24 protein-coding genes are annotated in these 23,807 nt (G+C 64.4%); 13 read left to right on the forward strand and 11 right to left on the reverse strand.

The window, feature by feature from the left end:
• Positions 1 to 21: 21 nt before the first annotated feature.
• Positions 22 to 978 carry a GlxA family transcriptional regulator gene (locus MJ205_RS07625; protein ID WP_239811897.1) on the reverse strand — a complete coding sequence of 319 codons (957 nt, stop codon included), beginning with the start codon at positions 976 to 978 and terminating at the stop codon, positions 22 to 24.
• A 167-nt stretch (positions 979 to 1,145) separates the two neighbouring features.
• Between MJ205_RS07625 and MJ205_RS07630 the strand changes: the two genes are divergently transcribed.
• On the forward strand, positions 1,146 to 1,568 hold the full coding sequence (locus tag MJ205_RS07630; RefSeq protein WP_239811898.1) for a cupin domain-containing protein: 423 nt from the start codon (positions 1,146 to 1,148) through the stop codon (positions 1,566 to 1,568).
• Positions 1,569 to 1,708: 140 nt separating this feature from the next.
• On the opposite strand, the gene MJ205_RS07635 is transcribed toward MJ205_RS07630, so the two are convergent.
• The gene (locus MJ205_RS07635; RefSeq protein WP_133856086.1) at positions 1,709 to 1,984 is read right to left on the reverse strand and encodes an oxidative damage protection protein; all 276 of its coding nucleotides are present in this window, start codon (positions 1,982 to 1,984) and stop codon (positions 1,709 to 1,711) included.
• Between the two features lie 301 nt (positions 1,985 to 2,285).
• Between MJ205_RS07635 and MJ205_RS07640 the strand changes: the two genes are divergently transcribed.
• From MJ205_RS07640 to pepE, 4 genes are all read left to right on the forward strand, one after another.
• On the forward strand, positions 2,286 to 3,332 hold the full coding sequence (locus MJ205_RS07640) for a sulfate ABC transporter substrate-binding protein (protein ID WP_305852724.1): 1,047 nt from the start codon (positions 2,286 to 2,288) through the stop codon (positions 3,330 to 3,332).
• Between the two features lie 62 nt (positions 3,333 to 3,394).
• Positions 3,395 to 4,375 carry a CysB family HTH-type transcriptional regulator gene (locus MJ205_RS07645; RefSeq protein ID WP_239811899.1) on the forward strand — a complete coding sequence of 327 codons (981 nt, stop codon included), beginning with the start codon at positions 3,395 to 3,397 and terminating at the stop codon, positions 4,373 to 4,375.
• Positions 4,376 to 4,480: 105 nt separating this feature from the next.
• Positions 4,481 to 5,245 carry a M48 family metalloprotease gene (locus MJ205_RS07650; protein WP_239811900.1) on the forward strand — a complete coding sequence of 255 codons (765 nt, stop codon included), beginning with the start codon at positions 4,481 to 4,483 and terminating at the stop codon, positions 5,243 to 5,245.
• Between the two features lie 152 nt (positions 5,246 to 5,397).
• The gene (pepE, locus tag MJ205_RS07655) at positions 5,398 to 6,099 is read left to right on the forward strand and encodes a dipeptidase PepE (RefSeq protein WP_239811901.1); all 702 of its coding nucleotides are present in this window, start codon (positions 5,398 to 5,400) and stop codon (positions 6,097 to 6,099) included.
• 3 nt (positions 6,100 to 6,102) lie between these two features.
• Here pepE and bktB read toward each other — a convergent pair whose 3' ends face one another.
• Entirely contained in the window at positions 6,103 to 7,287 is a 1,185-nt protein-coding gene (bktB, locus tag MJ205_RS07660; protein ID WP_239811902.1) for a beta-ketothiolase BktB, read from the reverse strand.
• A gap of 153 nt (positions 7,288 to 7,440) precedes the next feature.
• Positions 7,441 to 8,199, reverse strand: coding sequence for an SDR family NAD(P)-dependent oxidoreductase (locus MJ205_RS07665; RefSeq protein ID WP_239811903.1), 759 nt, complete (start codon positions 8,197 to 8,199; stop codon positions 7,441 to 7,443).
• A gap of 121 nt (positions 8,200 to 8,320) precedes the next feature.
• Here MJ205_RS07665 and MJ205_RS07670 point away from each other — a divergent pair, with 121 nt between their 5' ends.
• Positions 8,321 to 9,025: an SDR family oxidoreductase gene (locus tag MJ205_RS07670; RefSeq protein WP_230777083.1), complete on the forward strand. Its 705-nt coding sequence runs from the start codon at positions 8,321 to 8,323 to the stop codon at positions 9,023 to 9,025.
• A 27-nt stretch (positions 9,026 to 9,052) separates the two neighbouring features.
• Here the strand turns inward: MJ205_RS07670 and MJ205_RS07675 are convergent, their stop codons facing one another.
• Complete coding sequence (locus MJ205_RS07675) at positions 9,053 to 9,754, reverse strand: pseudouridine synthase (RefSeq protein ID WP_239811904.1); 702 nt, start codon at positions 9,752 to 9,754, stop codon at positions 9,053 to 9,055.
• 267 nt (positions 9,755 to 10,021) lie between these two features.
• Between MJ205_RS07675 and MJ205_RS07680 the strand changes: the two genes are divergently transcribed.
• Complete coding sequence (locus tag MJ205_RS07680) at positions 10,022 to 11,662, forward strand: 3-(methylthio)propionyl-CoA ligase (protein ID WP_239811905.1); 1,641 nt, start codon at positions 10,022 to 10,024, stop codon at positions 11,660 to 11,662.
• Between the two features lie 47 nt (positions 11,663 to 11,709).
• Positions 11,710 to 12,501 carry an SDR family oxidoreductase gene (locus MJ205_RS07685; protein ID WP_239811906.1) on the forward strand — a complete coding sequence of 264 codons (792 nt, stop codon included), beginning with the start codon at positions 11,710 to 11,712 and terminating at the stop codon, positions 12,499 to 12,501.
• A gap of 47 nt (positions 12,502 to 12,548) precedes the next feature.
• On the opposite strand, the gene MJ205_RS07690 is transcribed toward MJ205_RS07685, so the two are convergent.
• Together MJ205_RS07690 and trmB are read right to left on the reverse strand one after the other, a co-directional pair.
• Positions 12,549 to 13,523: a succinylglutamate desuccinylase/aspartoacylase family protein gene (locus tag MJ205_RS07690; protein ID WP_239811907.1), complete on the reverse strand. Its 975-nt coding sequence runs from the start codon at positions 13,521 to 13,523 to the stop codon at positions 12,549 to 12,551.
• 322 nt (positions 13,524 to 13,845) lie between these two features.
• Complete coding sequence (trmB, locus tag MJ205_RS07695) at positions 13,846 to 14,619, reverse strand: tRNA (guanosine(46)-N7)-methyltransferase TrmB (protein WP_394681787.1); 774 nt, start codon at positions 14,617 to 14,619, stop codon at positions 13,846 to 13,848.
• A gap of 321 nt (positions 14,620 to 14,940) precedes the next feature.
• Here trmB and MJ205_RS07700 point away from each other — a divergent pair, with 321 nt between their 5' ends.
• The 3 genes from MJ205_RS07700 to MJ205_RS07710 are packed head-to-tail and all read left to right on the forward strand — an operon-like array spanning position 14,941 to position 18,225.
• Positions 14,941 to 16,053, forward strand: coding sequence for an acyl-CoA dehydrogenase family protein (locus MJ205_RS07700; protein ID WP_239811909.1), 1,113 nt, complete (start codon positions 14,941 to 14,943; stop codon positions 16,051 to 16,053).
• 34 nt (positions 16,054 to 16,087) lie between these two features.
• Positions 16,088 to 16,954 carry a phosphate/phosphite/phosphonate ABC transporter substrate-binding protein gene (locus MJ205_RS07705; protein ID WP_239811910.1) on the forward strand — a complete coding sequence of 289 codons (867 nt, stop codon included), beginning with the start codon at positions 16,088 to 16,090 and terminating at the stop codon, positions 16,952 to 16,954.
• Between the two features lie 5 nt (positions 16,955 to 16,959).
• Positions 16,960 to 18,225, forward strand: coding sequence for a ferritin-like domain-containing protein (locus MJ205_RS07710; protein ID WP_239811911.1), 1,266 nt, complete (start codon positions 16,960 to 16,962; stop codon positions 18,223 to 18,225).
• Here the strand turns inward: MJ205_RS07710 and gluQRS are convergent.
• The 3 genes from gluQRS to MJ205_RS07725 all read right to left on the reverse strand — a co-directional run bounded on the left by gluQRS (position 18,218) and on the right by MJ205_RS07725 (position 21,468).
• Positions 18,218 to 19,192, reverse strand: coding sequence for a tRNA glutamyl-Q(34) synthetase GluQRS (gene gluQRS / locus MJ205_RS07715; RefSeq protein ID WP_239811912.1), 975 nt, complete (start codon positions 19,190 to 19,192; stop codon positions 18,218 to 18,220). The genes MJ205_RS07710 and gluQRS overlap by 8 nt on opposite strands.
• 115 nt (positions 19,193 to 19,307) lie before the next feature.
• Complete coding sequence (locus tag MJ205_RS07720; RefSeq protein ID WP_239811913.1) at positions 19,308 to 20,423, reverse strand: NAD(P)/FAD-dependent oxidoreductase; 1,116 nt, start codon at positions 20,421 to 20,423, stop codon at positions 19,308 to 19,310.
• Positions 20,424 to 20,535: 112 nt separating this feature from the next.
• Positions 20,536 to 21,468, reverse strand: a complete 933-nt coding sequence (locus MJ205_RS07725) for a LysR family transcriptional regulator (protein WP_239812687.1) — start codon at positions 21,466 to 21,468, stop codon at positions 20,536 to 20,538.
• Positions 21,469 to 21,705: 237 nt separating this feature from the next.
• Between MJ205_RS07725 and MJ205_RS07730 the strand changes: the two genes are divergently transcribed.
• Together MJ205_RS07730 and MJ205_RS07735 are read left to right on the forward strand one after the other, a co-directional pair.
• Positions 21,706 to 22,407 carry a pirin family protein gene (locus MJ205_RS07730; protein WP_239811914.1) on the forward strand — a complete coding sequence of 234 codons (702 nt, stop codon included), beginning with the start codon at positions 21,706 to 21,708 and terminating at the stop codon, positions 22,405 to 22,407.
• A gap of 91 nt (positions 22,408 to 22,498) precedes the next feature.
• Complete coding sequence (locus MJ205_RS07735; RefSeq protein WP_239811915.1) at positions 22,499 to 22,909, forward strand: DoxX family protein; 411 nt, start codon at positions 22,499 to 22,501, stop codon at positions 22,907 to 22,909.
• 38 nt (positions 22,910 to 22,947) lie between these two features.
• Here the strand turns inward: MJ205_RS07735 and MJ205_RS07740 are convergent, their stop codons facing one another.
• A complete protein-coding gene (locus MJ205_RS07740; protein ID WP_239812688.1) occupies positions 22,948 to 23,697 on the reverse strand; it encodes a sulfurtransferase in 750 nt (249 codons plus the stop codon).
• Between the last annotated feature and the right edge of the window lie 110 nt (positions 23,698 to 23,807).

Raw genomic sequence — 23,807 nt, forward strand, 5'->3', positions numbered from 1 at the left:
GCAATGCGCTCGTGAGGCCGCCTACACCTCCCGGTGCAGAAATTGCTTTCTGTAGCTCGCGGGAGAAATCGAAAACATCCGCGTGAACTGCAGGCGAAATGACACCGTGGAGCCAAAGCCTGCTGTCTCCGCCACCTGGTCGATGGAGCCGTCACCGCGCTCGAGCAGGCGCTGGGCGACGGCCAGTCGTTGGTGCAGCAGCCATTGCACGACGGTAGCGCCGGTCTTGCGCTTGAAGTGGCGGCTGAAGTTGCGGGCGCTCATATGGGCCTTCTGGGCCAGCTGTTCCACATTGATGGGTTCGTTGAGATGGGCCATGGCCCAGTCAAGCGCTGCGGAGACGGCATCCGGGCGCTCGGTCTCGGACAGCGGCATCTCGATGTACTGAGACTGGTTGCCATGGCGGTGCGGAGCAACGACCAGGCGGCGCGCCACCCGGTTGGCAATTTCTGCGCCATGGTCCAGGCGGATCAGGTGCAGGCAGCAGTCAATGGCGGCTGCGGTGCCGGCCGACGTGGTGATATTGCCGTCGTCGGTGTAGAGCGCATGGCGGTCGAGTTTGACCTCGGGGTGGTCCTTGGCGAAATCATCGGCCCAGGCCCAGTGCGTCGAAGCCGAGCGGCCCTGCAGTAGACCGGCCTGGGCCAGCACAAAGGTGCCCAGGCACAGGCCCACGACCCGCGCGCCACGCGTATGGGCCTGCTGCAGCGCGGCCAGCATCGCAGCGGAGGGCCGCGCCTCCGGTGAACTCCAGGACGGAATGATGACGGTATCGGCCTGCTCCAGAGCGGCCAGGTCGTGCTCGACCTGAATCGCGAATCCGGACAGGGTGGACACAGCACCGGTGCGCTCCGCGCAGACCCGCAACTCGTAGCGCGGGGCACCCAGGCGCAGCAAATCGTCGCCGAACACGATGCAGGGGACGGACAAATGGAAGGGGCTGATGCCGTCGTAGGCAATCACAGCAATCGTGTGCATGGCATGGAAAGGGTGGATTTGGCCGGATCTTATCGCATCTTGTCTATTTGGCTACTTTTGCATTTTCTGCAGATCAACAGAATAGAGCCATCGATTCAGACAAACTTGAAGGCATTACTAGTCAGGATCGAAGAGCTTATTCAATCGTTTAATACTAGGAGTTAATGATGAAGTTTTCCATCGCTGCTGCCGTGTTGGCCACCTCTTCGCTGATCGCCTGCGCCGCAGGTGCTGCCGACGGCCTGGTCTCCGTTCCTGTATCGCAGCTCAAGTGGACGGAGCTGGCGGGCTCGGGCGGTATCAAATACGCCAATGTCCGTGGTGATCTGACAGGCCAGAACCCTTACGAAGCCTTTGTCCTGTTCCCCGCTGGACGCGACAACCCCACCCACCACCACAGCAAGTCGCTGCCCACGGTTGTCATCCAGGGCACGTTTTATGCTGTTATCGACGGCAAGCGTACCGAGTACCCTGCGGGCTCTTTCTATGATCTTCCAGCCGGCAAGATTCACGAGAGCGGTTGTGTGGCGGGCATGGATTGCCTGCTGTACCAATACCAGAGCAGCGGTTTTGATTTTGTGACTAAATAATCTGATTCGTTGGATTAATACTAGGATGCGTGGATAGTGGGCTTTTAGGCTGCCATGTATCCACCATTAAAAAATGGCAGCCTCGGCTGCCATTTTTTATGTCCGGGACGGAGCCCCGGCGTGCACTTTACAGGGGCACATCAGTCTGCGGTAGGGGGCACGTAGCCGGCTGCCGCATCGGCGCCTTCGCCGAAGAAATGGTTTTCCATCTGGCGGGCCAGGTACTGGCGGGCGCGCTGGTCGGCCAGATTCAGGCGGTTTTCATTGACCAGCATCGTCTGGTGCTTGAGCCACCCCGCCCAGGCTTCCTTGCTGACGTTTTCCCACAGGCGCTTGCCCAGCTCACCAGGGTAGGGGGGAAAGTCGAGGCCCTCGGCTTCTTTGTGCAGTTTGACGCAGTTGACCATACGTGCCATGGGAGATGCTTCCTTCGTTGGGTTGACGCTGATGCACTGGCGGTGCTCGCCCGATACTGCCGCAGTCTGCCGGCCATCGCCAGACACTGCCTGCTTTGCCCGCACTTCCACCAGGGTGGGGGTGCGGGCGAGCCTCCTGCTTGCCAGCCCGTCACCGGGCCCGGCCACTGCGATTTCGCGTCTTGTTAATAAGTTTCAGTTATAAAAAACTGAATTAATAGTAGTTTGAGTTTTTATGGCGGCGTTTCAGAATGTGTTCAGGCCTCAAGCCCTACGACTTCTGCCATTCTGAAAGTGTTCCATGCAACAACGCCGCCACTTTATCAAGTTTCCGATAGCCGCAGCCGCAGTCGCGTCTCTGATGGCACTTGCGCCTGCCGTTTTCAGCAGCGCGGCCCATGCCCAGGCGCCAGCCCCGGTGACCTTGCTCAATGTCTCTTACGACCCGACCCGTGAGCTGTACAACCAGTTCAACCAGGCTTTTGCCAAGCACTGGAAGGATACGACCGGCCAGACCGTGACCATCAAGCAGTCGCATGGCGGCTCCGGCAAGCAAGGGCGCGCGATCATTGACGGCATCGAGGCCGACGTGGCAACGCTGGCGTTGGCGGGGGACATCGACGCACTGCACAAATATGGGCAGCTGGTGCCCGCCGATTGGCAAAAGCGCTTGCCGCTGAACAGCGCGCCTTACACCTCGACCATTGTGTTCCTGGTCAAAAAAGGCAACCCCAAGGGCATCAAGGACTGGGGCGATCTGATCAAGCCGGACGTGAAGGTGATTACGCCCAACCCCAAGACCAGTGGCGGCGCGCGCTGGAACTACCTGGCTGCCTGGGAGTTTGGCAAGCGCAACTATGGCGGTGAAGCAGGTGCCAAGGACTACATCACCAAGCTGTTCAAGAATGTGCCGATTCTCGACACCGGCGCGCGCGGCTCGACGGTGACCTTTGTGCAGCGGGGCCAGGGCGATGTGCTGCTGGCCTGGGAAAACGAAGCCTACCTGGCACTGAAGGAATTCGGGCCCGAGAAGTTCGAGATCGTGACGCCTTCGCTGTCGATCCTGGCCGAGCCCACGGTGACTGTCGTGGACAAGGTGGTCGACAAGCGTGGCACCCGCAAGATTGCCGAGGCCTACCTGCAGTACCTGTACTCCGACGAAGGCCAGGACATTGCTGGCCGCAATTTCTACCGCCCCACTGCCGAAGCGGCCAAGGCCAAGTACGCCAGCCAGTTCGCCAACCTGAAGCTTTTCACCATCGATGACGCTTTCGGTGGCTGGACCAAGGCAGATGCTGCGCACTTTGCCGACGGCGGCAGCTTTGACCAGATCTACACCAAGAAATAAGCAAGGACGCTCAACAATCCGCCAGGTCATCCCCTGGCGGTTGGTCCATAAAGGTGAATGTTATGAATTTTCAGCAACTGCGGGCCGTGCGTGAGGCCGCCCGCAATGGCTACAACCTGACCGAGGTGGCGCATGTGCTCTATACCTCGCAACCAGGTGTCAGCCGCCAGATCCGCGAATTGGAAGACGAGCTGGGCGTGGATATCTTCATCCGCGCCGGCAAGCGTCTGACCGGGCTGACCCCGCCGGGCGAGGCCATCTTGCCGATCGTCGACCGTTTGCTGCTGGAGTCCGAAAACCTGCGCCGCGCCGGTGCCGATTTCCATGCGAGCCGCAGCGGTCAGCTGAGCATTGCCGCCACCCACTCGCAGGCCCGCTATGCGCTGCCGCTGGTGGTGCGCGATTTTCGTGAGCAGTTTCCGGATGTGGCCCTGCACCTGCACCAGGGCTCGCCGCGCCAGGTGGCCGAAATGCTGCTGAGCGGCGCGGCCGATATCGGTGTGGCCACCGAGGCCTTGACCGGCTATGCCAGCCTGGCCACCTTGCCGGGCTACCGCTGGACGCACTCGGTTGTCGTGCCGCCCGGCCACCCGTTGCTGGCCCAGCAGGAGTCCGGCCGGCCGCTGACCCTGCAGTCGCTGGTGCGTTTTCCGATCATCACCTATGAGCAGGGCTATACCGGCCGCTCGCACATCGACGAATCCTTTGCCGCGGCCGAGGTCACACCCAATGTGGTGCTGACCGCGATGGATGCGGACGTGATCAAGACCTATGTCGAGCTGGGCATGGGCATTGGCATCGTGGCCTCGATCGCGTTTGACGAGGAGCGCGATCGCAACCTGCGGGCGATTGATGCCGGTCATCTGTTCAAGGTCAACACCACCCGCATCGCACTGCGCAAGGGCGTGTGGTTGCGCGCCTACGCGTTGCAGTTCATCGAGAGCTTTGTGCCAACCTTGAAGCGCGAAGTGGTCTTGCAGGCGGTGTCCGCTACCGCACCGGACGAAGCGGCAGCCGCTGCCAACGCCCAGAAAGCGGCTTGAGCGCGCTGGTTTATACGCGAAGGGGATCGGGGCTGACAAGAATGGAAACAAAGTTTTCCATATGCGCAGGCTATGATGCACGTTTTCAACGTGAGGAGATAGCGAATGCGCACAACTTTGATGCTCACCGGTCTGGTGGCCGCCATGGCCCTGGCCGGCTGCAAGACCATGGACGCGGGCAACCTGAGCGGGCTGATGGACTCCGGCTCCACCGCAATGAAGGCCATGACATTGACCGATGGCGATGTCGTGGCCTTGTCCAATGAATCCTGCGCCGCACTGGACCAGCAAAACAAGCTTGCGCCTGCGAACAACAAATACAGCCAGCGTCTGGCCAAGGTCGTGGCCAAGATGCCGCAAGAGGTAGAAGGCAAGAAGGCCGACTACAAGGTCTACCTGACCAGCGATGTGAACGCCTGGGCGATGGCCAATGGCTGCATCCGCGTCTACAGCGGCCTGATGGACCTGATGAACGACGACGAACTGCGTGGCGTGATCGGCCATGAAATCGGCCACGTGGCCTTGGGCCACAGCAAGCGCCGCATGCAGACGGCCTATGCCACATCGGCCGCACGCCAGATTGCCGCCAACAGCGGCAATGCCACCCTGGCATCGCTGTCGAGCTCGCAAGCGGGCGAGCTGGGGGAGAAGTTCATCCATGCGCAGTTCTCGCAGGCCAACGAGTCTGCTGCCGATAACTACTCCTTTGACCTGCTGACCCAGCAAAAGATGGAGCGGCAGGGCCTGGTGACTGCGTTCCAGAAGCTCGCCAAGCTCAGCGGCGGTGGCGGCGGCTCTCTGATGGATTCGCACCCGCCATCGGAGGCCCGTGCCAAGGCAATGCAGGCACGACTGGACAGCGGCAAGTAAATCTCCGCAACGCAAAGGACTGGCAGGCTGCAAGGCAGCTGACCAGTCCTTTTTTGCGTCTGCACATCGCGGACGGGCCTGCCGCCGGTGCTTGTGTGACGCCGCTGCACAGCGCGGGCTGCTATGGTGGCAGCCCAACTCCAAGAGATGTTATGCAGTTACTGTTGTTGAGCAACTCCCGTGCCCCGGATGGCGGCTACCTGACTTTTTGCCGCGATGCGCTGGCAGCGCAGATGCAGGGCGTGCAAAAAGCACTGTTCGTGCCCTTTGCCGGTGTCACCCTGAGCTGGGATGATTACGCTGCGCAGGTGCAGGACGCCATGGCACACACCGGCGTTCAGTTGGTGGGCGCGCACAGGGATGACGCCCTGGGCCAGTTCCTGGCTGGGGATATTCAAGCGGTCATCGTCGGCGGCGGCAATACCTTCCAGCTGCTGGCCGAATGCCGCAAACGGGGCTGGCTGGTGCGCATTGGCGATGCGGTGCGCTCGGGGCGCATGTCGTACACCGGCTGGAGTGCTGGCGCCAATCTGGCGGGGCTGACGATCAACACCACCAATGACATGCCTATCGTCGACCCCCAAGGCTTTAGCGCGTTGGGCCTGGTGCCGTTCTGCATCAACCCGCATTACAACAACAGCCTGCCGCCCGGCCACCAGGGCGAAACGCGCGACCAGCGCCTGGCAGAGTTCCTGATCGCCAACCCGGACAAGCTGGTGGTGGCGTTGCCCGAGGGCAGCTGGCTGCGGGTGCAGGGCGGCCAGGCCCAGGTGGCGGGGCAGTTTGCAGCCAAGCGCTTTGCAGCGGGCAAGCCGGTCGAGGACCTGCCCGTAGGGACTGCGCTGAACGTCTAGTACTTAGACGCGCTCAAAGATGGCGGCAATACCCTGGCCGCCGCCGATGCACATGGTAACCAGCGCATAGCGGCCACCGGTGCGGTGCAGCTCATGGATGGCCTTGACGGTGATGATCGCGCCGGTCGCACCAATCGGGTGGCCCAGCGAAATGCCCGAACCATTGGGGTTGACCTTGGCTGGGTCGGCGCCCAGGCCCTTGGTCACCGCGCAGGCCTGTGCCGCAAAGGCTTCATTGGCTTCGATCACATCCATCTGGTCCAACTTGAGGCCGGTCTTGGCCAGCACGGCCTTGGACGCCGGCACCGGGCCAATGCCCATGATCTTGGGGTCGACGCCCGCATGCGCATAGCCCACCAGACGGGCCAGCGGCTTGGCACCACGCGCGTTGGCGGCGGCCGCTTCCATCAGCACCACGGCGGCTGCGGCGTCATTGATGCCGGAGGCATTGGCGGCGGTGACGGTGCCGTCTTCCTTGATGAAGACGGGCTTCATCTTCTGAAAGTCTTCAATCTTGGCGCCGGCGCGGAAGTGCTCGTCCTTGTCAAAGCGGATGTCACCCTTCTTGCTTTTGAGGATGACCGGCACGATCTGGCCGGCAAAGCGGTTCTCTGCCCAGGCCTGCTCGGCGCGCTGGTGGCTGCTCAAGGCCAGCTGGTCCTGGTCATCGCGGCTGACGCCAAATTCCTTGGCCACGTTCTCGGCGGTCACGCCCATATGGATGTTGTGGAAGGGGTCGTGCAGCGCGCCGGTCATCATGTCGATCATTTTGAAATCGCCCATGCGTGCGCCCCAGCGGCTGGTGGTGCTGGCGTACGGTGCGCGGCTCATGTTTTCTGCTCCGGCACCGATCGCCACGTCGTAGTCGCCCAGCAGAATGCCCTGGCTGGCCGTCACAATCGCCTGCAGGCCCGAGCCGCAGAGGCGGTTGACGTTCATCGCCGGCGTCTCCTGCGGGCAGCCGCCCTGGATGGCGGCCACGCGGCTCAGGTACATATCCTTGGGTTCCGTATTGACCACGTGGCCGAAGACCACATGGCCCACATCCTTGCCTTCAATGCCGGCGCGGGCCAGCGACTCCTTGACGACCAGCGCGCCCAGCTCGGTCGGTGGAACATCCTTGAGGCTGCCGCCAAAGGTGCCGATGGCAGTGCGCACGGCGCTGCAGACAAGTACTTCACGGGACATGGAAAGGTCTCCTGTTTAAATGGATAGAGGCATGCAAATGTTGCCTTGCAGCATTATTGCCACCCAGCCCGCCGCTGTGTCAACCAGAGCAGGCGACCACGCACCTTGGTGACAGTCCACGACGGGCCGGGAGCGTCCAGTGCGCTCCGTCGTTCAAGGCTCGCGGACGTCGGCGATCACGTTATGGCCAAAGTCGGCGCGGTCCAGCCAGCCCAGCACCTTGGCAGCGGCTTCTTCAGGGCTGCTGAGTTTGCCGCCTTCATGCAGGCCCTTGAAGTTGCCTACATCGGGGAAGGCGCCCGCATCGGCACTGCGCAGCTGCACCTGCATGTCGGTGTCGATCACGCCGGGTGCGAGCGAGACGATCTTGGCGCCATGGGGCTTGTGGGCTTCTTCCAGCGCCACGCAGCGCGCATAGGCATCCATGCCGGCCTTGGCGGTGCAGTAGGCAGCCTGCGATGCCATCGGGCGGCGGCCCAGGCCGGAGGACACATTCAGCACCTTCTTGGGCACGGTCCAGCTGCCGGTGGCGCCCAGGAACACGCCAGTCAGCGCCATCGGTGCCTCTAGCCCTACGCGCAGTGCATTGCGCAGATCGGGCGTGGCCAGATCCGACAGCGGCGCGATCTGCGGAATCACGCCAGCGTTGTTGATCAGCGTGATGCTGGCCCAGTCGGTGGCCTTCAGGCTGCGCAGCCAGTCGCCCAGGCGCTGGGCTGCGGCATCGGTGTCGCCCAGGTCCTGCTCCCACTGGATGAGCTGGTCAGGCGTTGGAGCGGCAGCGGCCAGCGCGCTGGAGCTGCTGCGCGCGATGCTCAGCACGGTATGGCCCTTGGCCAGAAGTTGCCGGCCCATGGCTAGGCCCATGCCGCGCGATCCGCCGGTCAGGATGGTGAGGTGTTTGGTGGTCATAACCGGCTATCGTAACGGCAGTTGGGCCTGGGCGTTACGGCGTTTTTCCCGGATGCCTGCACTGGCGCGGCGGCTTGGTTAGGATCAGCAGCTTTGGAACGACAGACAAAGGAAGCACAGCATGAACCAATCCAAAGTAGCCATCGTGATCGCCGGTGGATCCGGCATGGGCGCAGCGGCGGCACGCCAGTTGCACCAGGCCGGCTATGCGCTGGGGATTATGTCGTCCTCGGGCAAAGGCGAGGCGCTGGCCCAGGAGCTGGGCGGTGTGGGTGTGACCGGCTCCAACCAGAATGTGGCCGACATGCAAAAACTGGTGGATGCGGTGATGGCGCGCTACGGCCGCATCGATGTGCTGGTCAATGGCGCCGGCCACGGCCCCAAGGGCGATCTGCTGTCGATCAGCGATGAGGACTGGATCAAGGGTCTGGAGGTGTACTTTCTGAACGTGGTGCGCGCCACGCGCCTGGTCGCACCCATCATGCAAAAGCAGGGCGGCGGCGCGATCATCAACATCTCGTCCGCCTGGGCGTTCGAGCCGGCAGCGCTGTTCCCGACCTCGGCCATGGCGCGTTCAGGCCTGGCGGCCTTCACGAAGATCTTCTGCGATGAATATGGCCAGCACAATATCCGCATGAACAATGTGCTGCCTGGCTGGATCGACAGCCTGCCCAAGAAGGACGAGCGCCAGGCGGCCGTGCCGCTGCAGCGCTACGGCAAGGCCGATGAGATTGGCGCCACCGTGGCCTTTCTGGCCTCCGACGGTGCGGCCTACATCACCGGCCAGAACATCCGCGTCGATGGCGGCCTGATGCGCCACGTCTAAGACGGCCAGGCCGTTCCAGCCCGGCCTTCAGAAATCTGCCGCCAGCCGGCAGTCCAGCCATTGGCCGGTCACCGGGTGGGCAAAGCCCAGCTGCTGCGCCTGCAGCAGCAGGCGCGGTGCCATGGCCTGCACCGCTGCGCTGGCATACAGGCCGTCGCCCAGCATCGCATGGCCGATGGCCTGCATATGCAGGCGCAGCTGGTGTGTGCGGCCGGTCAGTGGCTCCAGCCACAGGCGGGTGCAGCCGGCGGGAATGGTTGGCAGCGCGGCTGCCTCGTCTGCGGTCATCGCCCGCCACCAGGTCTGGCTGGGCTTGCCGATCTCCCCATCCACACGCTGCAAGGGGCGGCGCTCCCAGTCGGTGATCAGCGGCAGGTCCACCAGGCTCCAGGCGTGGCCATCCTGCGGCATCGCGGCATGCAGCGCATGGCCGGGTGCCAGAGGCTGTGCAGCAGGGCTGCCGCAGACGACGGCCGCATAGCGCTTGCGTACCGTGCGGGCCGCAAAGGCATCACCCAGCGCACGCTGCACGGCCAGGCTGCGCGCCATCACCACCAGGCCCGAGGTGGGCTGGTCCAGCCGGTGCACCACCAGCGCATCAGGCCACTGCCGCTGGGCTCGTGCGCTCAGGCAGTCCTGCTTGTCTTCTCCGCGGCCAGGCACGCACAACAGGCCCGATGGCTTGTTCAGCACCAGCAGGTGCTCGTCGATGTAATCGGGAATCAGCATGGCAACAGCGCAAAAATGCGGCGGAGAAATGCGCAGGATTTTACGTGCTGCAGCCTAGGTGACAGCGCGCAGTGCACGTGGCGAGCGGCTGCCTGTACTGTATGCCTCGTCATAAGCAGCAGGCATTTGCTCATGCAGCCCGCGCGCAGTGCGGGTTGCTACGATGCCCTTTGCCGCGCACAAGCGCTATAAAAACGGATGCATGCCGGTGGTGCCATGCGCAGCATTGCCTGCGTGCCGCCACTGGCCATATCACAAGGAGACCCAATGCTAGGCCTGATGCAAAAGCAGCAACTGCTGACCTCCAACCTGCTGGAGTTTGCGGAGCGTTACCACCGCGATACCGAAATCGTCTCCCGCCGTGTCGAAGGTGACATCCACCGCTACACCTATGCCGACTTTGCGCAGCGCTCGCGGCAGCTGGCCCAGACCCTGGATGGCATGGGCCTGGCCGCAGGCACACGCGTGGCGAGCCTGGCCTGGAACGGCTACCGCCATATGGAGCTGTACTACGGCGTGGGCGGCTCGGGCCGGGTCATCCATACCTTGAACCCCCGCCTGCATCCTGACCAGGTGGTCTGGATCGTCAACCATGCCGAGGACGAGGTGCTGTGCTTTGACAGCTGCTTCCTGCCGATCGTGCAGGCCATCCACGAACGCTGCCCCACGGTGCGCCAATGGGTGGCGCTGTGCGATGCCGACAAGTTACCCGCCGACGCCGGCATCCCGGGTCTGGTCGCCTACGAGGCCTGGATTGCCGGCGCCGATGGCGCCTACCAGTGGCCCGAGTTTGACGAAAACACCGCCTGCGGCATGTGCTACACCAGCGGCACCACCGGCAACCCCAAGGCCGTGCTGTACTCGCACCGCAGCACCGTATTGCACGCCTATGGCGCCTCGCTGCCCGATGTGATGGATATTTCCTCGCGCGATGTGGTGCTGCCCGTCGTGCCGATGTTCCACGTCAACGCCTGGGGCCTGCCGTTCTCCGGGCCGCTCAATGGCGCCAAGCTGGTGTTTCCCGGCCCGGCGCTGGATGGTCCCTCGGTGTACGCGCTGATGGAGGCGGAGAAGGTGACGTTTGCCGCCGGTGTGCCCACTGTCTGGCAGATGCTGCTGAGCCATGTGCAAAGCCAGGGCCTGCGCTTTGGCAGCCTGCAGCGCACCATCATTGGCGGTTCGGCCTGCCCGCCAGCGATGATCAAGACCTTCCAGGACGACTATGGCGTGACGGTTCTGCATGCCTGGGGAATGACCGAGCTCAGCCCGCTGGGGACCGTGTGCACCTTGAAGCACAAGCACCTGGCGCTGCCGGCCGACACCCAGGCGCAGCTGCTGGCCAAGCAGGGCCGGGTCATCTTTGGTGTGGACATGCGGATCGTGGGCGACGATGGCCAGGACCAGCCCTGGGACGGCAAGACCTATGGCGACCTGCTGGTGCGCGGCCCCTGGGTGGTGGCGGACTACTACCGCAGCGAGGGCGCGTCGCCGCTGGTGACCGATGCGCAGGGCCGCGACTGGTTCCCCACCGGTGACGTGGCCACCATCGATGCCGATGGCTTCATGCAGATCACCGACCGCAGCAAGGACGTGATCAAGTCCGGCGGTGAATGGATCAGCTCCATCGACATCGAGAACATTGCGATGGCCCACCCGGCCGTCGCCATGGCCGCCTGCGTGGGCATGCCCCACCCCAAGTGGGACGAGCGGCCAGTGGTGTTTGTTGCGCTCAAGAAGGATGCCGCCGTCAGCGAAGCAGACTTGCTGGCCTTCTACCAGGGAAAAATGGCCAAGTGGCAGATTCCCGATGCGGTGGTGTTTGTCGATGCGATTCCGCTGGGCGCCACCGGCAAGATGCTCAAGACCCGGCTGCGCGAGCAGTTCAAGGACTATGCGCTGCCGGCCTGATGGCCTCCATTTGATCCATTTCTTCAGGCATACCAGGAGGCCTTTGCATGACCCGCAAGATTGGGCAATTATTTGACTTGACCGGCAAGACGGCGCTGGTGACCGGCGGCTCGCGTGGCCTGGGGCTGCAGCTGGCCCATGCGCTGGGCGAGGCCGGCGCCAAGGTGGTGCTGAGCAGCCGCAAGGCCCACGAGCTGGAGGCGGCCGTGGCCGAACTCGGTGGCGCCGGTATCAATGCGCGCTGGGTGGCGGCCGACTGTGCGGTGGACAGCGAGATCGAGCGCCTGGCGCAAGAGGTGCTGGAGCGCGTCGGTGATGTGGACATTCTGGTCAACAACGCCGGTGCCAGCTGGGGCGCGCCGGCCGAAGACCATCCCGCTGCCGCCTGGGACAAGGTGATGAACCTGAATGTGCGCGGCTATTTTCTGCTGTCGCAGCAGCTGGCCAAGCGCAGCATGATCCCGCGCCGCCAGGGCGCCATCATCAACCTGGCCTCGATTGCCGGGCTGGGCGGCAACCCGGCAGCGATGAAGACCATTGCCTACAACACCAGCAAGGGCGCCGTGATCAACTTCACCCGGGCGCTGGCGGCCGAATGGGGGCACTACGGCATACGGGTCAATGCGCTGGCGCCGGGCTTTTTCCGCACCAAGATGGCCACTGGCCTGATCGACCAGATCGGCGAGGATGCGATGACTGCCGGCGTGCCGCTGGGGCGCCTGGGCGGGGATGATGATTTGAAGGGTGCTGCCGTGCTGCTGGCCAGCGATGCCGGCAAGCACATCACCGGCCAGTGCCTGGCTGTCGATGGCGGGGTCAGCATCGTCACTGCAGGCTGACGGCGCATGAGGGGGCTGCCTGCTCCAGGCAACCCCGCTGCGGTGCATCAGCTGTGGTCCGTCTGCGCCAGGTAGAACCACTCGCGGTTCACGGCGGCATCGGCCTGCGGGAAGATCACGCAGCCATCGAACGGCGCCAGAATCTGGCTGCCATCGGCGCGCGTGGCCAGCAGGTCGCCCTTGCGGAATGGGTCAAAGTTCTGCCAGTCCTGTTGCATGCGGTCGTCGGCGCTTTGGCGCATGAATACCTGCCGCATATGGTGGGTGGTGTACTGGGCAACGGGCTCGACGGTTACATCGGCCATCTCCAGCAGGTTCAGCACGCCGGCGATGCAGCGGTCGGCGACCTCGATGGCCTGCGGCTCTTCGTGCGAGCCCGATTCCACGGTGATCGCATAGCCGCCCCGGCTGCGCATGAACTCATTGGTGCCGATGCCATGCTCTGGGCGAAGCGCGCCGCCGCTCGCCTTCACGGCTTGCTCATAGACCTCCAGCCAGCCTTGCACGATGACCGGCAGGCCCACGGCCTTGGCAAAGGCTTCTTCTTCCTGCTGGCGGGCAAAGGGCTCGAGGCTGCCCGTGTTGTTGAGCGGCCCGGTCATCGCAAAGGGCTGGCCGTCGCCGCTGTACGAGTGCAGGTCGAGCAGTGCGTCATGGCTCTCGAGCAACGGAGCCAGCGCATTGACCATGTGGTCTTCAAAGTTCTGCGGCTCGGCCTGCGGCACAAAGTTGCGGTTGAGGTTGCGGTCGCCTTCGCGCTCGTTCTTGATGAAGGCCTTGGGATTGGCGACGGGCACCATCGTCAGCCGCCCGCGCTTGAGGCGCACCTGGCCCGATTCAAAGCGCTCGATCCAGCGGTGGATCGCATGCGTGCCGCTTTGCTCATTGCCATGCACGGCGCCAAAGATCAACAGGGACGGGCCCGGCACAGCCGATGCCCAGCCGTAGCTGCGCAACGCGGCAGGCTGATCGGCAGAGGGGCTGTGGTCCAGTTGGGGGATGTGGAAGCGAGAGACAGTCATTGCAGTTTTCCGGTGTGATGGCATGCCAGCCCGGGCCACTGCATCACAAGCCTTGCATCCCGCCGGGGACTGTCGCACCAGAGCAGGGCGCAAGGTTTATACCCACAACCGTGGGGCAGGGGGCGGCGTGTGCCATTGGCACCTGCTCGCAGGTGCCAGCAGCCATCCTACCGCATCGGGAGCTGCAGGCGGCCGGTTCTGCTATCAATTTTGATAAACATGGCAACTGTTACCTCGTCAGCCCGGTGCCCCACGCAGCTAAAAAGACAAAGGCTGCCGAAGCAGCCTCTGCACGGGGGCGTGGGCTACTCGGCCCCCACGCTTATGCGCGGCGGGTGAACACCAGATCCCAGACACCATGGCCCAGACGCAGTCCCCGGTTCTCGAACTTGGTCAGCGGGCGGTATTCCGGCTGCGGCGCGTAGCCGTCGGCGGTGTTCTTCAGGTCGGGGTTGGCCGACAGCACCTCAAGCATCTGCTCGGCATAGGGCTGCCAGTCGGTCGCGCAGTGGATATAGCCACCGGGCTTCAAGTGGGCCACCAGCTGGGCCACAAAGGGCGACTGGATCAGGCGGCGCTTGTTGTGCTTTTTCTTGTGCCAGGGATCGGGGAAGAACACATGGATGCCGTCCAGCGAGCCCGGCTGCAGCATGTTCTCCAGCACTTCCACCGCGTCGTGCTGGAAGATGCGGATATTGGTGATGTCCTGCTCGCCAATGCGCTTGAGCAGCGCGCCCACACCCGGCTCATGCACTTCGCAGCACAGGAAATTGTCTTCCGGGCGAACGCGGGCAATGTGCGCCGTGGCCTCGCCCATGCCAAAGCCGATTTCCAGAATCACCTTGGCCTGGCGGCCAAAGGCGGCTTCGGCGTTGAAGGCCTCACCGGTGTAGGGCAGCACATAGCGGGTGCCCAAGGTCTCAAAGGCCTTGGCCTGGCCGGTCGTGGTGCGGCCCGCACGGCGCACATAGGAGCGGATGGTCTTGGGATGGGCGACATCCGCAGGCGCATGGCCGGGGGCACTGCTGGCATCGCGTGCGTTGGTGATGATGGGCTCGGGCACGGGGCCGGCAGCAGGCGTCGAAGAAGATTGCATGGTCATGGAGGTGCCGCTTTGCACAAGCGGCAGGGTGGCGCTTGCCCGGCAAGGGGCGCTCGGCCGCGTCAAAAAAGGGGCTATTGTAGATTTTTCCAGTCTGCAATGGCAAAACCGTGGGCAATCGGTGTGCGTGCAGCTGGCCTGGCGACTGCCATCTCGCTGCCTATAATGCCTTTTTCACAAAGTGAAGTCTGTCGTGATTGCAGGTCTGTATGCGACAGGAAACTCGGGTGGCGGCTTGCGGCTTGCGCCAGGCGGTGTGGCTCGCCCCATGGGTTCCGGTATGGGCCTGCCAGTTGCGCCAGCATCCGGAGCAGCATGGACATTCTTTCGTCGTTGGAGCCGATTGTGCGCGAGCTTATCGCGCCGGCGGCCGCGCACACCGATAGCCAGGCGGTCTACCCGCGCCAGTCGCTGCAGGCCTTGGGCAGCCAGGGGCTGCTGGGCCTGATCAGCGCCGCTGATGTGGGCGGCATGGGCGCAGGCCTGCCCGAAGCGGTACAGGTGGTGGAGCGCATTGCCCAGGACTGCCCCTGCACGGCCATGGTGCTGACCATGCACTACTGCGGCGTGGCGCTGATCGAGCCCTTTGCTGCCGAAGACACCCGGCGCGCCATTGCACAGGGCCGCCACATCACCACGCTGGCGGTGTCCGAGACCGGCTCGCGCAGCCATATCTGGGCGCCAACGGGTACTGCCGCAGCGCAGGGCCCGAGCGCGGTGCTGCTCAATGCCCACAAAAGCATGATCACCTCGGCCGGGGAGGCAGATTCCTATGTCTGGATCTCGCGGGCGAGCAGTGGTGAGGGCAATACGCTGTGGCTGGTGGACAGCCGCCTGCCCGGGCTGCAGATTCCCGCGCGCTTTGATGGCATGGGGCTGCGCGGCAATGCCTCGTCTCCGATCATCGCCCAGGATGTAGCCGTGCCGCTGTCCTGCCGTTTGGGCGAGGATGGCCAGGGCGAAGACGTAAAGGCCCGCTACCTGATGCCGTATTTTCCGACCTTGATCGCCACCACGTCGGTTGGCCTGATGCATGGCGTACTGCGCCGCGCGCTGCAGCATGTGGCCCACACCCGCTTTGCCGAAAACGGCAGCGGCCTGGCCGACCTGCCCACCATCCGCGCCTACCTGGCCAAGGCCCAGCTCAAGGCCGACCAGGCCCGCCTGCTGCGCGATGACGCCGTGCAGGCGGTGCTGGCCGGGCGCCCCGATGCCAAGACCCGGTTGCTGCAATGCAAGGCCGCTGCGGCCGAGGCGGCGCTGGAGGTGAGCGATACGGCCATGCGTGTCTGCGGTGGCGCCGCCTTCCGCAAGGACCTGGGCATTGAGCGGCTGTTCCGCGATGCCCGCGCTGCCTCGGTGATGGCCCCCACCACCGATGTGATCTATGACCTGCTGGGCAAGGCGCTGTGTGAGGCCGCCGCCTGAGCCCTTTGTGTTCCACCTACCTGAGAAGGCATCCATGACCGCTTCCTACACCACCCTCCAACTCGGCGCTGTGGCCTATGCGCCCAAGGTCATCACGATCTGGGAAGGCTTCAAGGCCCACTTCATCGAGCAGGGCCTGTACTTTGACTATGTGCTGTATTCCAACTACGAGTCGCTCACCGAGGCGCTGATCGACGGCCGTGTGCAGCTGGCCTGGAACTCGCCGCTGGCCTTTGTGCGTGCCGAGCTGATGGCCCGGGCCGCCGGCCAGCAGGTGCGGTCCATCGCAATGCGCGACACCGACATGGATGTGCAGTCGCTGCTGGTGGTGCGCGCAGACAGCCCGGCCCAGACCCTGGCTGACCTGCGCGGCCAGACCCTGGGCTTTGGCGCGATAGATTCGCCCCAGGCCACCTTGATTCCACTGGACCACCTGCGCCAACAGGGCATGCTGGCCGGCCGGGATTTTCAGGCGCGCCGTTTTGATGTGCTGGGTGGCAAGCATGGCGACCATATCGGTGGCGAGCGCCTGGCGGCCAAGGCCATGGTGGCGGGAGACATTGCGGCGTCGTGGATGGTGGCCAAGAACTACCTGGCCTTTGCCGCCGAAGGCACCTTGCCCGCAGGCGCCACGCGCGTACTCGACACCTCGCAGCCTTTTGACCACTGCAATATGACGGCGGGCCCCAGCATCAGCGCCGCCGATGCGGCGCGCTTTACCGAGATCCTGCTGGCCATGTCCTGGGACGACCCGCTGATCCGCCCGTTGCTGGAGTTGGAAGGCCTCAAGGTCTGGCACCCTGGCCGTGCTTCGGGCTATGCGCCTTTGTCCCGTGCGGTGCGCGATGAGCGCTTCTATGATGACGCGGGCCGCATTCTGGCGGCGGACTACCGGTATTGACGCCCATGGAAAAACCGTCGGCACCATTCAGCGGCGCTGGCAGCGAACGCCAGGCCGAGCCCGCCAGCCTGGCGTTGGTGGATTTAGGCCGGCTGGGCTTTGATGCCGGTGCGCACCTGCTGGTCAAGCACGGCCTGGCCGCCGTCGCAGTGGGCGAGTCCATCCGGGTCAGCGGCCAGGCGCCAGGCTGGCAGGCGCAGTTGGCGGCCTGGTGCCAGGCCCAGGGCCATGCGCTGCAAACGCCGCCGGGCTGGCTGCGGCAGCCGGCCTTGCTGGTGCTGCGCGGCAATGCGCAAGCCGGCCGGTGGCGCCATGCTGCGGTGGCAGGCCACAGCGATGCCAGCCAACCCGGTGCGGTCGCCGCACAGGCCAACCCGGCCTGGGGCTTGGCGGCGCGCGGCGCAGCGGTGGAGGCCGGGGCGCCGGCCTTTGCCTTTCGCCTGCAGGAGAAGGCCGAGTTCTGGACCGACCAGGCCGGGGACCTGTATGCCCAGGCCGTGGCTGCACAGTGGAATGCCGACACCGATATCGACTGGGCGCATGCGCCCGAGCCCCCGGCAGTGATCGAGGACGCGATCGTGCAGGTGATGACCTATATGGTCGAGAACGAGAATGCGGCGCTGATCGTGCCGGCGCGCTTCTTGGGCGAGCTGCATCCGCATTACCGCGAGTTGCAGGCGGCGCTGGCGATCCAGGTGGCCGATGAGGCCCGCCATATCGATGTGTTCACCCGCCGCATTCGCCGCCATGGGCGTGAACCGGCGCTCTCCACCGCAGGCGGCCAGGCATCGCTGCAAAGCTTGCTGGCGGAAAAGGATTTTTCTGTCGCGGGCTTTTTGCTGTCGGTGCTGGGTGAGGGCAGCTTTGTCAATCTGCTGCAGTTCTTGCAGACCTATGCGCCCGATCCGCTGACCCGCCAGATCTGCCGCCTGGCCGCCCGCGATGAGGCGCGCCATGTGGCGCTGGGCATGTCGCACCTGCTGCACCGCCTGAAGCTCGAGCCGGATTTTCGCCACCGGCTGGCCCAGGCGGTGGAAGCACGCCATGATGCCCTGGCCGGGACATCGGGCTTGAACGAAGAGGTGTTCGATGCACTGATCCTGGTGGGCGCCGGGGCCTTGTCCGCCGATGCGCTGGCGCTGGGCAGCCAGCGCGTGCAGCAGCTGATGCAGGACATGGCCGATGGCCGCTACACCAAGCTGGTGCGGCTGGGTTTTGAGCGCGGCCATGCGCAGGAGCTGGCCTCCTTGCACACGCGCAATTTCATGTAGTGGCCAGATGGCGGCGCGCCCATTGCGCCGTCCAGCCGGCCAGCGCATCGGGGATGCTGCTCGCCTGGCCCGCCTCCAATCCCAGGTGCTGGGCCGACTGGCGCAGCACGGCGATGCGCTGCTCGGCGCTGTCCACCACGACGGCTGGCGCGCCGTATTGTTTGGAGAGTTTTTCGCCATCGGCCTGCAGCACCAGCGGCGTATGCATATAGCGCGGCGCAGGCAGGCCCAGCGCGCGCTGCAGCAACAGCTGGCGCGGCGTGTTGTCGGCCAGGTCGGCGCCGCGCACCACATCGCTGATGCCTTGCGCCGCGTCATCGACCACCACGGCCAGCTGGTAGGCCCAGAGGCCATCGGCGCGCTGCACCAGAAAATCGCCGACGCTGGCAGCCACATCCTGCTGCAGCGGGCCCAGCCAGCGGTCTTGCCACAGCAGCTGCTGGTCGCTGTGCAGTACCGGGTGTTCGAGCGTCGGCAACAGGTCGTCTTCGGCCGCTACGGCGCTGGCATGCTGCTGGAAGCGCTGCGCATGGAAGCGCCAGCTGCGGCCGGTCTTGCCATGCAGGCCATCGCGGCAGGTGCCCGGGTAGGGGCGCTCGCCGTGGCGCTCGTGCACATGGCCCTGCGCGGCGAGCGCGGCATCCATGTCACGGCGGGTGCAGGCGCAGGGGTAGGCCCAGCCGGCTGCCTGTAGCTGCGCCAGTGCGGCGGCATAAAGGCCATGGCGGGCGGATTGCCATTGCGGCGGCGCATCGGGGACCAGCTGCAGCGCATGGAGCTGGCGCAATATTTCCCGGTCCATGCCCGGTGGGCAGCGGGGCGGATCGATGTCTTCTATCCGCAGCAACCAGGTGCCGCCATGGGCGCGGGCATCGAGCCAGGACGCCAGGGCCGCCACCAAGGAGCCCGCATGCAGCGGGCCGGTGGGCGAGGGGGCAAAACGGCCGGTGTAAACGCGAGAGCTCATGGGTCAGCCAGTGTAATGCCGCTGGCACGCGCGCGAAGCCGTTGCCCCTATCGGCAAGGGCTGAGGATGGCGTAATAGAAGAAGCGCCCGGCAGGCTACCGGGCGCGCGCTGCGCTTATTCGCCGAGGACGGCCAGCGCGAGTTCCAGGCCGGAGACAAAGGCGTCTTCGACTCTGTAGCCCAGGCACCAGTCGCCGCACAGGCCAATGGCGCTCTTGGCGTTCCACAGATGGCTGCGGGCTTGGCCCTTCGCATCCTTGGGCAGGGGGTTGATGGTTTTCGCATAGCCCCATTGCACAACGCGGATGTCGCTGGGCGTGGCGCGGATGCGGGTCAATTCGGAGAAGGCCTGTAGCATCTTGGCGGCGACGCGCTGGGGTTCATCGTTCTCATGCTTGCGCGCCCAGTCGGGGCTGGCCTGCACGGTCCAGCGCTCGACCTTGCCGCGGCCGGGCTTGGACGACTCACGCGAGAGCCAGGTGATGCGGGGGTGTTCGGTGCGCGCGGCATTCCACTGCGGGCCCATTGTGGTGATGCTCGGATCGACCGCATGGGCAAAGGTCAGCAGCAGGGTCCAGCTCGGGGCGATGTAGACATCGGGCAGCTGCCAGTCAGCGGGCACATGGATTTCACTGTCGGCCAGCAGCTCCTGGGCTTCGGGCGACGGAATGGCCAGCACGACGCCGTCAAGGCCGGCGTAGACGTGGACGCCGCCATCGACGTCTTCGGTGCGCAACTGCCACTGGCTGGGGTTGAGTGCATCGCGCTCAAAAGCCAGTGCGTATTCATTGAGGCGAACGGTCAGCGGCGCGGACCAGGACGCGAGCAGACTGTCCATCGTGGGGACGCCCACCAGATGGGCTTCCATGCCGCGCTGCGTGGTCACGGCGACCTTGCCGGTTGCATCCAGGGTGCGGATGGCATTGACGCTCCATTGGCGGGTGACATCGGGGGTGGTGTCCAGCGCCAATTGGAAGCGCGGGTCGCGCACCGTGAAGAACTGGGCGCCGACATCGAAGCTGCCGTGCGCGCTGTGGCGGCTGGCCATGCGGCCACCCACCTGGGGTTGGGCTTCGATCACGGTGACCTGGTGGCCCGCCTGCTGCAAGGTGCGTGCGCAGACGACGCCCGCCATGCCGGCGCCTACCACGGCATAGTGCTTGCGGGTGGCCAGAACAATATGGGAAGAGGAGGCTGATCGTTTGGGTTTGGGGGGAATGCGAGAAGACATGAAAGACTTTCTGTACTGTTTCGACAAACGATAAGGCATCACAGATGGCTGCAGGTGCAGCGGCATCTGGAGAACCACTCTACACGGTGTGCATGCCCATTTTGCTCAGGATTTATCCCACATAGTGATTGCTCAGCAAAGAAGTGCGTGTGGCCTCGGACTGCAACTGGTCGAGCCACCACTGCAAAGCCTTGCCCGGATTGGTGCCGCGCCAGGCGTAGCGCAGCTTGATCTTGCGCGGGGGACGCATCAGCTCGCGCTCCACCAACTGGCCGCTGCGCAGATAGGGCATGGTCATGTTGTCAGGCAAAAAACCGCCTCCGATGCCGCGCAGCTGCGCCTGCAGCTTGGCCTGCATGGTGTCGACGGTCAGCACATCCTGGCCGTTGAGCACGCCGATCGTCTGGCCATTTCCGCTGCGCGAGGAATCGGCCACGGCGATGATGCGGTGCTGGCGCAGCACCTCGTCGCTGATGGGTTGCAACTCGTCGGCCAGGCGGTGGTGCGGGGCGACGACATAGCGGAAGGTGATCTCGCCCAGGTCCAGCTGCTGCAGGCCGGCGACGTGCGATGCATCGACGGCAATGCCGATGGCCAGATCGGCGCGGCCCGAGCTGAGGGCTTCCAAGGTACCGGCCAGTATGGAGTCGGTGATCTTGAGCCTGGTGGGCGGCGCGATCGTGTAGAAGGCCTCGATCAACTCCAGCAGGGTGGTGCGCGATATCACCCCGTCGACGGCAATGCGCAGCTCGGGCTCCCAGCCGGTAGCGACGCGGCGCACGCGGTTGGCAACGGCATCCACTTCCGAGAGCAGGCGTGCGCCTTCGCGCAGCAGCTCCTGGCCAGCCTCGGTGGGTCTGGCCTGGCGCGCGCTGCGGTCAAACAGCAGCACATCCAGGGCATCCTCGACCTGGCGGATACGGTAGGTGAGCGCGCTGGGCACCAGACCCAGCTGGCGCGCCGCAGCGGCAAAGCTGCCGGAGTCCGCCACCAGCTGGAGCAAGGCCAGGGTATCGGGGGTGAGGACATCGCGGTCACGCAACAAGGCCATTTTGACGGTTCTTTCCTACATGCAGCCCTGGGCAGATCGGTAAATCTTCGCTGCTGAGGCCGGCTTGATTCAGGCTTGACGAGATCGTGGATACGTTCTGCAAAAGCCCATCAGATTTTTTGAATGATGCCATCAAAACCGCTGCCCCGCAGGCAGATGCTGCGGTTTTACAGTCTTGGACATGGTGATGAACAGCGCAATGTGCGCCGTTTGCCAGACAGGAGATCAAAAATGTTGATGGTTCGTAAATCTGCCGATCGTGGCCATGCTGACCATGGCTGGCTGCGCTCCAACCACAGTTTCTCGTTTGCCGGTTACTACGACCCCCGCTTCATGGGCTGGGGCAATCTGCGCGTGATCAATGAAGACCGGGTGGCACCGGGCAAGGGCTTTGGCACCCATGGCCACCGCGACATGGAAATCATCAGCTATGTGCTGGAAGGCAACCTGGCCCACAAGGACAGCATGGGCCACATCGAAGGCCTGCCACCGGGCGATGTGCAGCGCATGAGCGCCGGCACCGGCGTGCAGCACAGCGAGTTCAACCATGCCAGCGGCCAGGAAACGCATTTTCTGCAGATCTGGATCGAGCCCGATCGCAAGGGCATTGCGCCCAGCTATGCACAAAAGACGTTTGCGGATGTGGACAAGCGCGGCCAGCTGCGCCTGGTGGTGTCGCCCGATGGGGCCGACGGCTCGCTGACGATGAACGCCGATGCGCGCATGTATGCCGGATTGCTTGACGGCGATGAAGAGGCCAGCCTGCGCCTGGCGCCCGGACGCAAGTCCTATGTCTATGTGGTGCGGGGCGATGTGTCGGTGAACGACACGGCGCTGCACACCGGGGATGCGGCCTATCTGGACCAGGAGACATCGCTGCGCCTGGCGCAGGCCCGCGATGCCGAAGTGCTGGTATTTGATCTGGCTGCCTGATGCACAGGGGGCGCTGCCATGGAGGGCCGCCCCCGTGTGGCGCAGGTGTGGGTGTTGGTAGTAGTGGTGGTGTTATTTCAAGGAGAAAAATATGAATGCTTTGCAAAATCCTTTGGCCCTGCTGGGCCGTATCCTGATTGCCTGGTTCTTTATCATTCCAGGCTGGGGCAAGTTGACCGGCTTTGCCGGGGCCGTAGGCTATGCCCAATCGGCAGGCATGCCGATGCCCGAGGTGGGGGTGGCCGTGGGCCTGGCGATCGAGATCCTGGGTGGTCTGGCGCTGCTGCTGGGCCTGGGTACGCGCTATGCCGCAGCCATTCTGGCGGTCTTTACGTTGGCTGCGACGGTGATCTTCCATGCCTACTGGTCGGTTCCCGCCGAGGCTGTGATGGTCACCAAGCTGCTGTTCAACAAGAACATCGCCATCGTCGGCGGGCTGCTGGCCTTTGCCGCCTTCGGGGCCGGCGCATGGAGCCTGGACGCCAAGCGCCACGCTGCTTGATCGCCTGCAGCATGCCGAGCCGGGCAGCAGCCTAGCGGTCAGCTTTCGGTCTTGAGCGCCGTCTTGCGCAGGCCGTCATCGACGGCGCGGCGCTCGTCAAACACAAAGCAGCTGCCCTGGTAGCCGCTGCCATCGGTTTCCTCAAAGTACTTGAGGATGCCGCCTTCGAGTTGGTAGACATGCGTCAGGCCTTCTTCCTGCATCAGGATGGCGGCCTTTTCGCAGCGGATGCCACCAGTGCAGTAGCTCACCACGGTCTTGCCGGCCAGCTCGTCCCGGTGCGCCCGCAGCTGTGCGGGGAACTCGGTGAACTTGCGCAGCCGCCAGTCGATCGCGCCGACAAAGGCGCCTTCGTCCACCTCGTAGTCGTTGCGGGTGTCCAGGGTGACCACCGGGCGGCCCTGGTCATCATGGCCTTGCTGCAGCCAGCGCTGCAGATCGCGGGGGCTGACCGATGGTGCGCGGCCATGGGCAGGGCGAATGGCCGGGTGGTCCATGCGGATGATCTCCGGCTTGACCTTGACCAGCATCTTGCGGAACGGCACCGTCTGCGACCAGCTCTCCTTGGGCTGTACATCGGCAAAACGTGGGTCCTGGCGCAGCGCATCCACCCAGGCGTGTACCGCCTCGGCGGGGCCAGCCAGAAAGAAATTGATGCCTTCCTCGGCCAGCAATACCGTGCCCTTGAGCGCCAGATCGGCCGCGCGCCGGGCGAGCAGCTCGCGCAGCGCCTCACAGTCAGGCAGGCTGATGAACTTGTAGCAGGAGATGTTGAGAATCGAGGACACGGTGGTTTCTGGCAAAGCTTCGGGGATGAAATAGCCGCCCGTGCCGGAGTGCATGGCGGGCGGCTATTTTAGCCAGGGTAGCGCTGGCCGCCGGTCAGGCCCGTGTGGCA

Origin of the sequence: Comamonas sp. B21-038, from assembly GCF_022387135.1 — a bacterium.
Lineage (GTDB): Bacteria > Pseudomonadota > Gammaproteobacteria > Burkholderiales > Burkholderiaceae_C > Comamonas > Comamonas sediminis.

What these genes read in the sequence shown, in the direction of transcription:
- MJ205_RS07630 (WP_239811898.1), top strand. Translation starts at nt 1,146, where the DNA reads ATGAAGTTTTCCATCGCTGCTGCCGTGTTGGCCACCTCTTCGCTGATC.
- MJ205_RS07730 (WP_239811914.1), top strand. Translation starts at nt 21,706, where the DNA reads ATGTTGATGGTTCGTAAATCTGCCGATCGTGGCCATGCTGACCATGGC.
- MJ205_RS07665 (WP_239811903.1), bottom strand. Translation starts at nt 8,199, where the DNA reads ATGACCACCAAACACCTCACCATCCTGACCGGCGGATCGCGCGGCATG.
- MJ205_RS07720 (WP_239811913.1), bottom strand. Translation starts at nt 20,423, where the DNA reads ATGTCTTCTCGCATTCCCCCCAAACCCAAACGATCAGCCTCCTCTTCC.
- MJ205_RS07625 (WP_239811897.1), bottom strand. Translation starts at nt 978, where the DNA reads ATGCACACGATTGCTGTGATTGCCTACGACGGCATCAGCCCCTTCCAT.
- MJ205_RS07685 (WP_239811906.1), top strand. Translation starts at nt 11,710, where the DNA reads ATGACCCGCAAGATTGGGCAATTATTTGACTTGACCGGCAAGACGGCG.
- trmB (WP_394681787.1), bottom strand. Translation starts at nt 14,619, where the DNA reads ATGCAATCTTCTTCGACGCCTGCTGCCGGCCCCGTGCCCGAGCCCATC.
- MJ205_RS07735 (WP_239811915.1), top strand. Translation starts at nt 22,499, where the DNA reads ATGAATGCTTTGCAAAATCCTTTGGCCCTGCTGGGCCGTATCCTGATT.
- MJ205_RS07680 (WP_239811905.1), top strand. Translation starts at nt 10,022, where the DNA reads ATGCTAGGCCTGATGCAAAAGCAGCAACTGCTGACCTCCAACCTGCTG.
- pepE (WP_239811901.1), top strand. Translation starts at nt 5,398, where the DNA reads ATGCAGTTACTGTTGTTGAGCAACTCCCGTGCCCCGGATGGCGGCTAC.
- MJ205_RS07700 (WP_239811909.1), top strand. Translation starts at nt 14,941, where the DNA reads ATGGACATTCTTTCGTCGTTGGAGCCGATTGTGCGCGAGCTTATCGCG.
- MJ205_RS07705 (WP_239811910.1), top strand. Translation starts at nt 16,088, where the DNA reads ATGACCGCTTCCTACACCACCCTCCAACTCGGCGCTGTGGCCTATGCG.
- gluQRS (WP_239811912.1), bottom strand. Translation starts at nt 19,192, where the DNA reads ATGAGCTCTCGCGTTTACACCGGCCGTTTTGCCCCCTCGCCCACCGGC.
- MJ205_RS07710 (WP_239811911.1), top strand. Translation starts at nt 16,960, where the DNA reads ATGGAAAAACCGTCGGCACCATTCAGCGGCGCTGGCAGCGAACGCCAG.
- bktB (WP_239811902.1), bottom strand. Translation starts at nt 7,287, where the DNA reads ATGTCCCGTGAAGTACTTGTCTGCAGCGCCGTGCGCACTGCCATCGGC.
- MJ205_RS07670 (WP_230777083.1), top strand. Translation starts at nt 8,321, where the DNA reads ATGAACCAATCCAAAGTAGCCATCGTGATCGCCGGTGGATCCGGCATG.
- MJ205_RS07690 (WP_239811907.1), bottom strand. Translation starts at nt 13,523, where the DNA reads ATGACTGTCTCTCGCTTCCACATCCCCCAACTGGACCACAGCCCCTCT.
- MJ205_RS07635 (WP_133856086.1), bottom strand. Translation starts at nt 1,984, where the DNA reads ATGGCACGTATGGTCAACTGCGTCAAACTGCACAAAGAAGCCGAGGGC.
- MJ205_RS07645 (WP_239811899.1), top strand. Translation starts at nt 3,395, where the DNA reads ATGAATTTTCAGCAACTGCGGGCCGTGCGTGAGGCCGCCCGCAATGGC.
- MJ205_RS07640 (WP_305852724.1), top strand. Translation starts at nt 2,286, where the DNA reads ATGCAACAACGCCGCCACTTTATCAAGTTTCCGATAGCCGCAGCCGCA.
- MJ205_RS07675 (WP_239811904.1), bottom strand. Translation starts at nt 9,754, where the DNA reads ATGCTGATTCCCGATTACATCGACGAGCACCTGCTGGTGCTGAACAAG.
- MJ205_RS07650 (WP_239811900.1), top strand. Translation starts at nt 4,481, where the DNA reads ATGCGCACAACTTTGATGCTCACCGGTCTGGTGGCCGCCATGGCCCTG.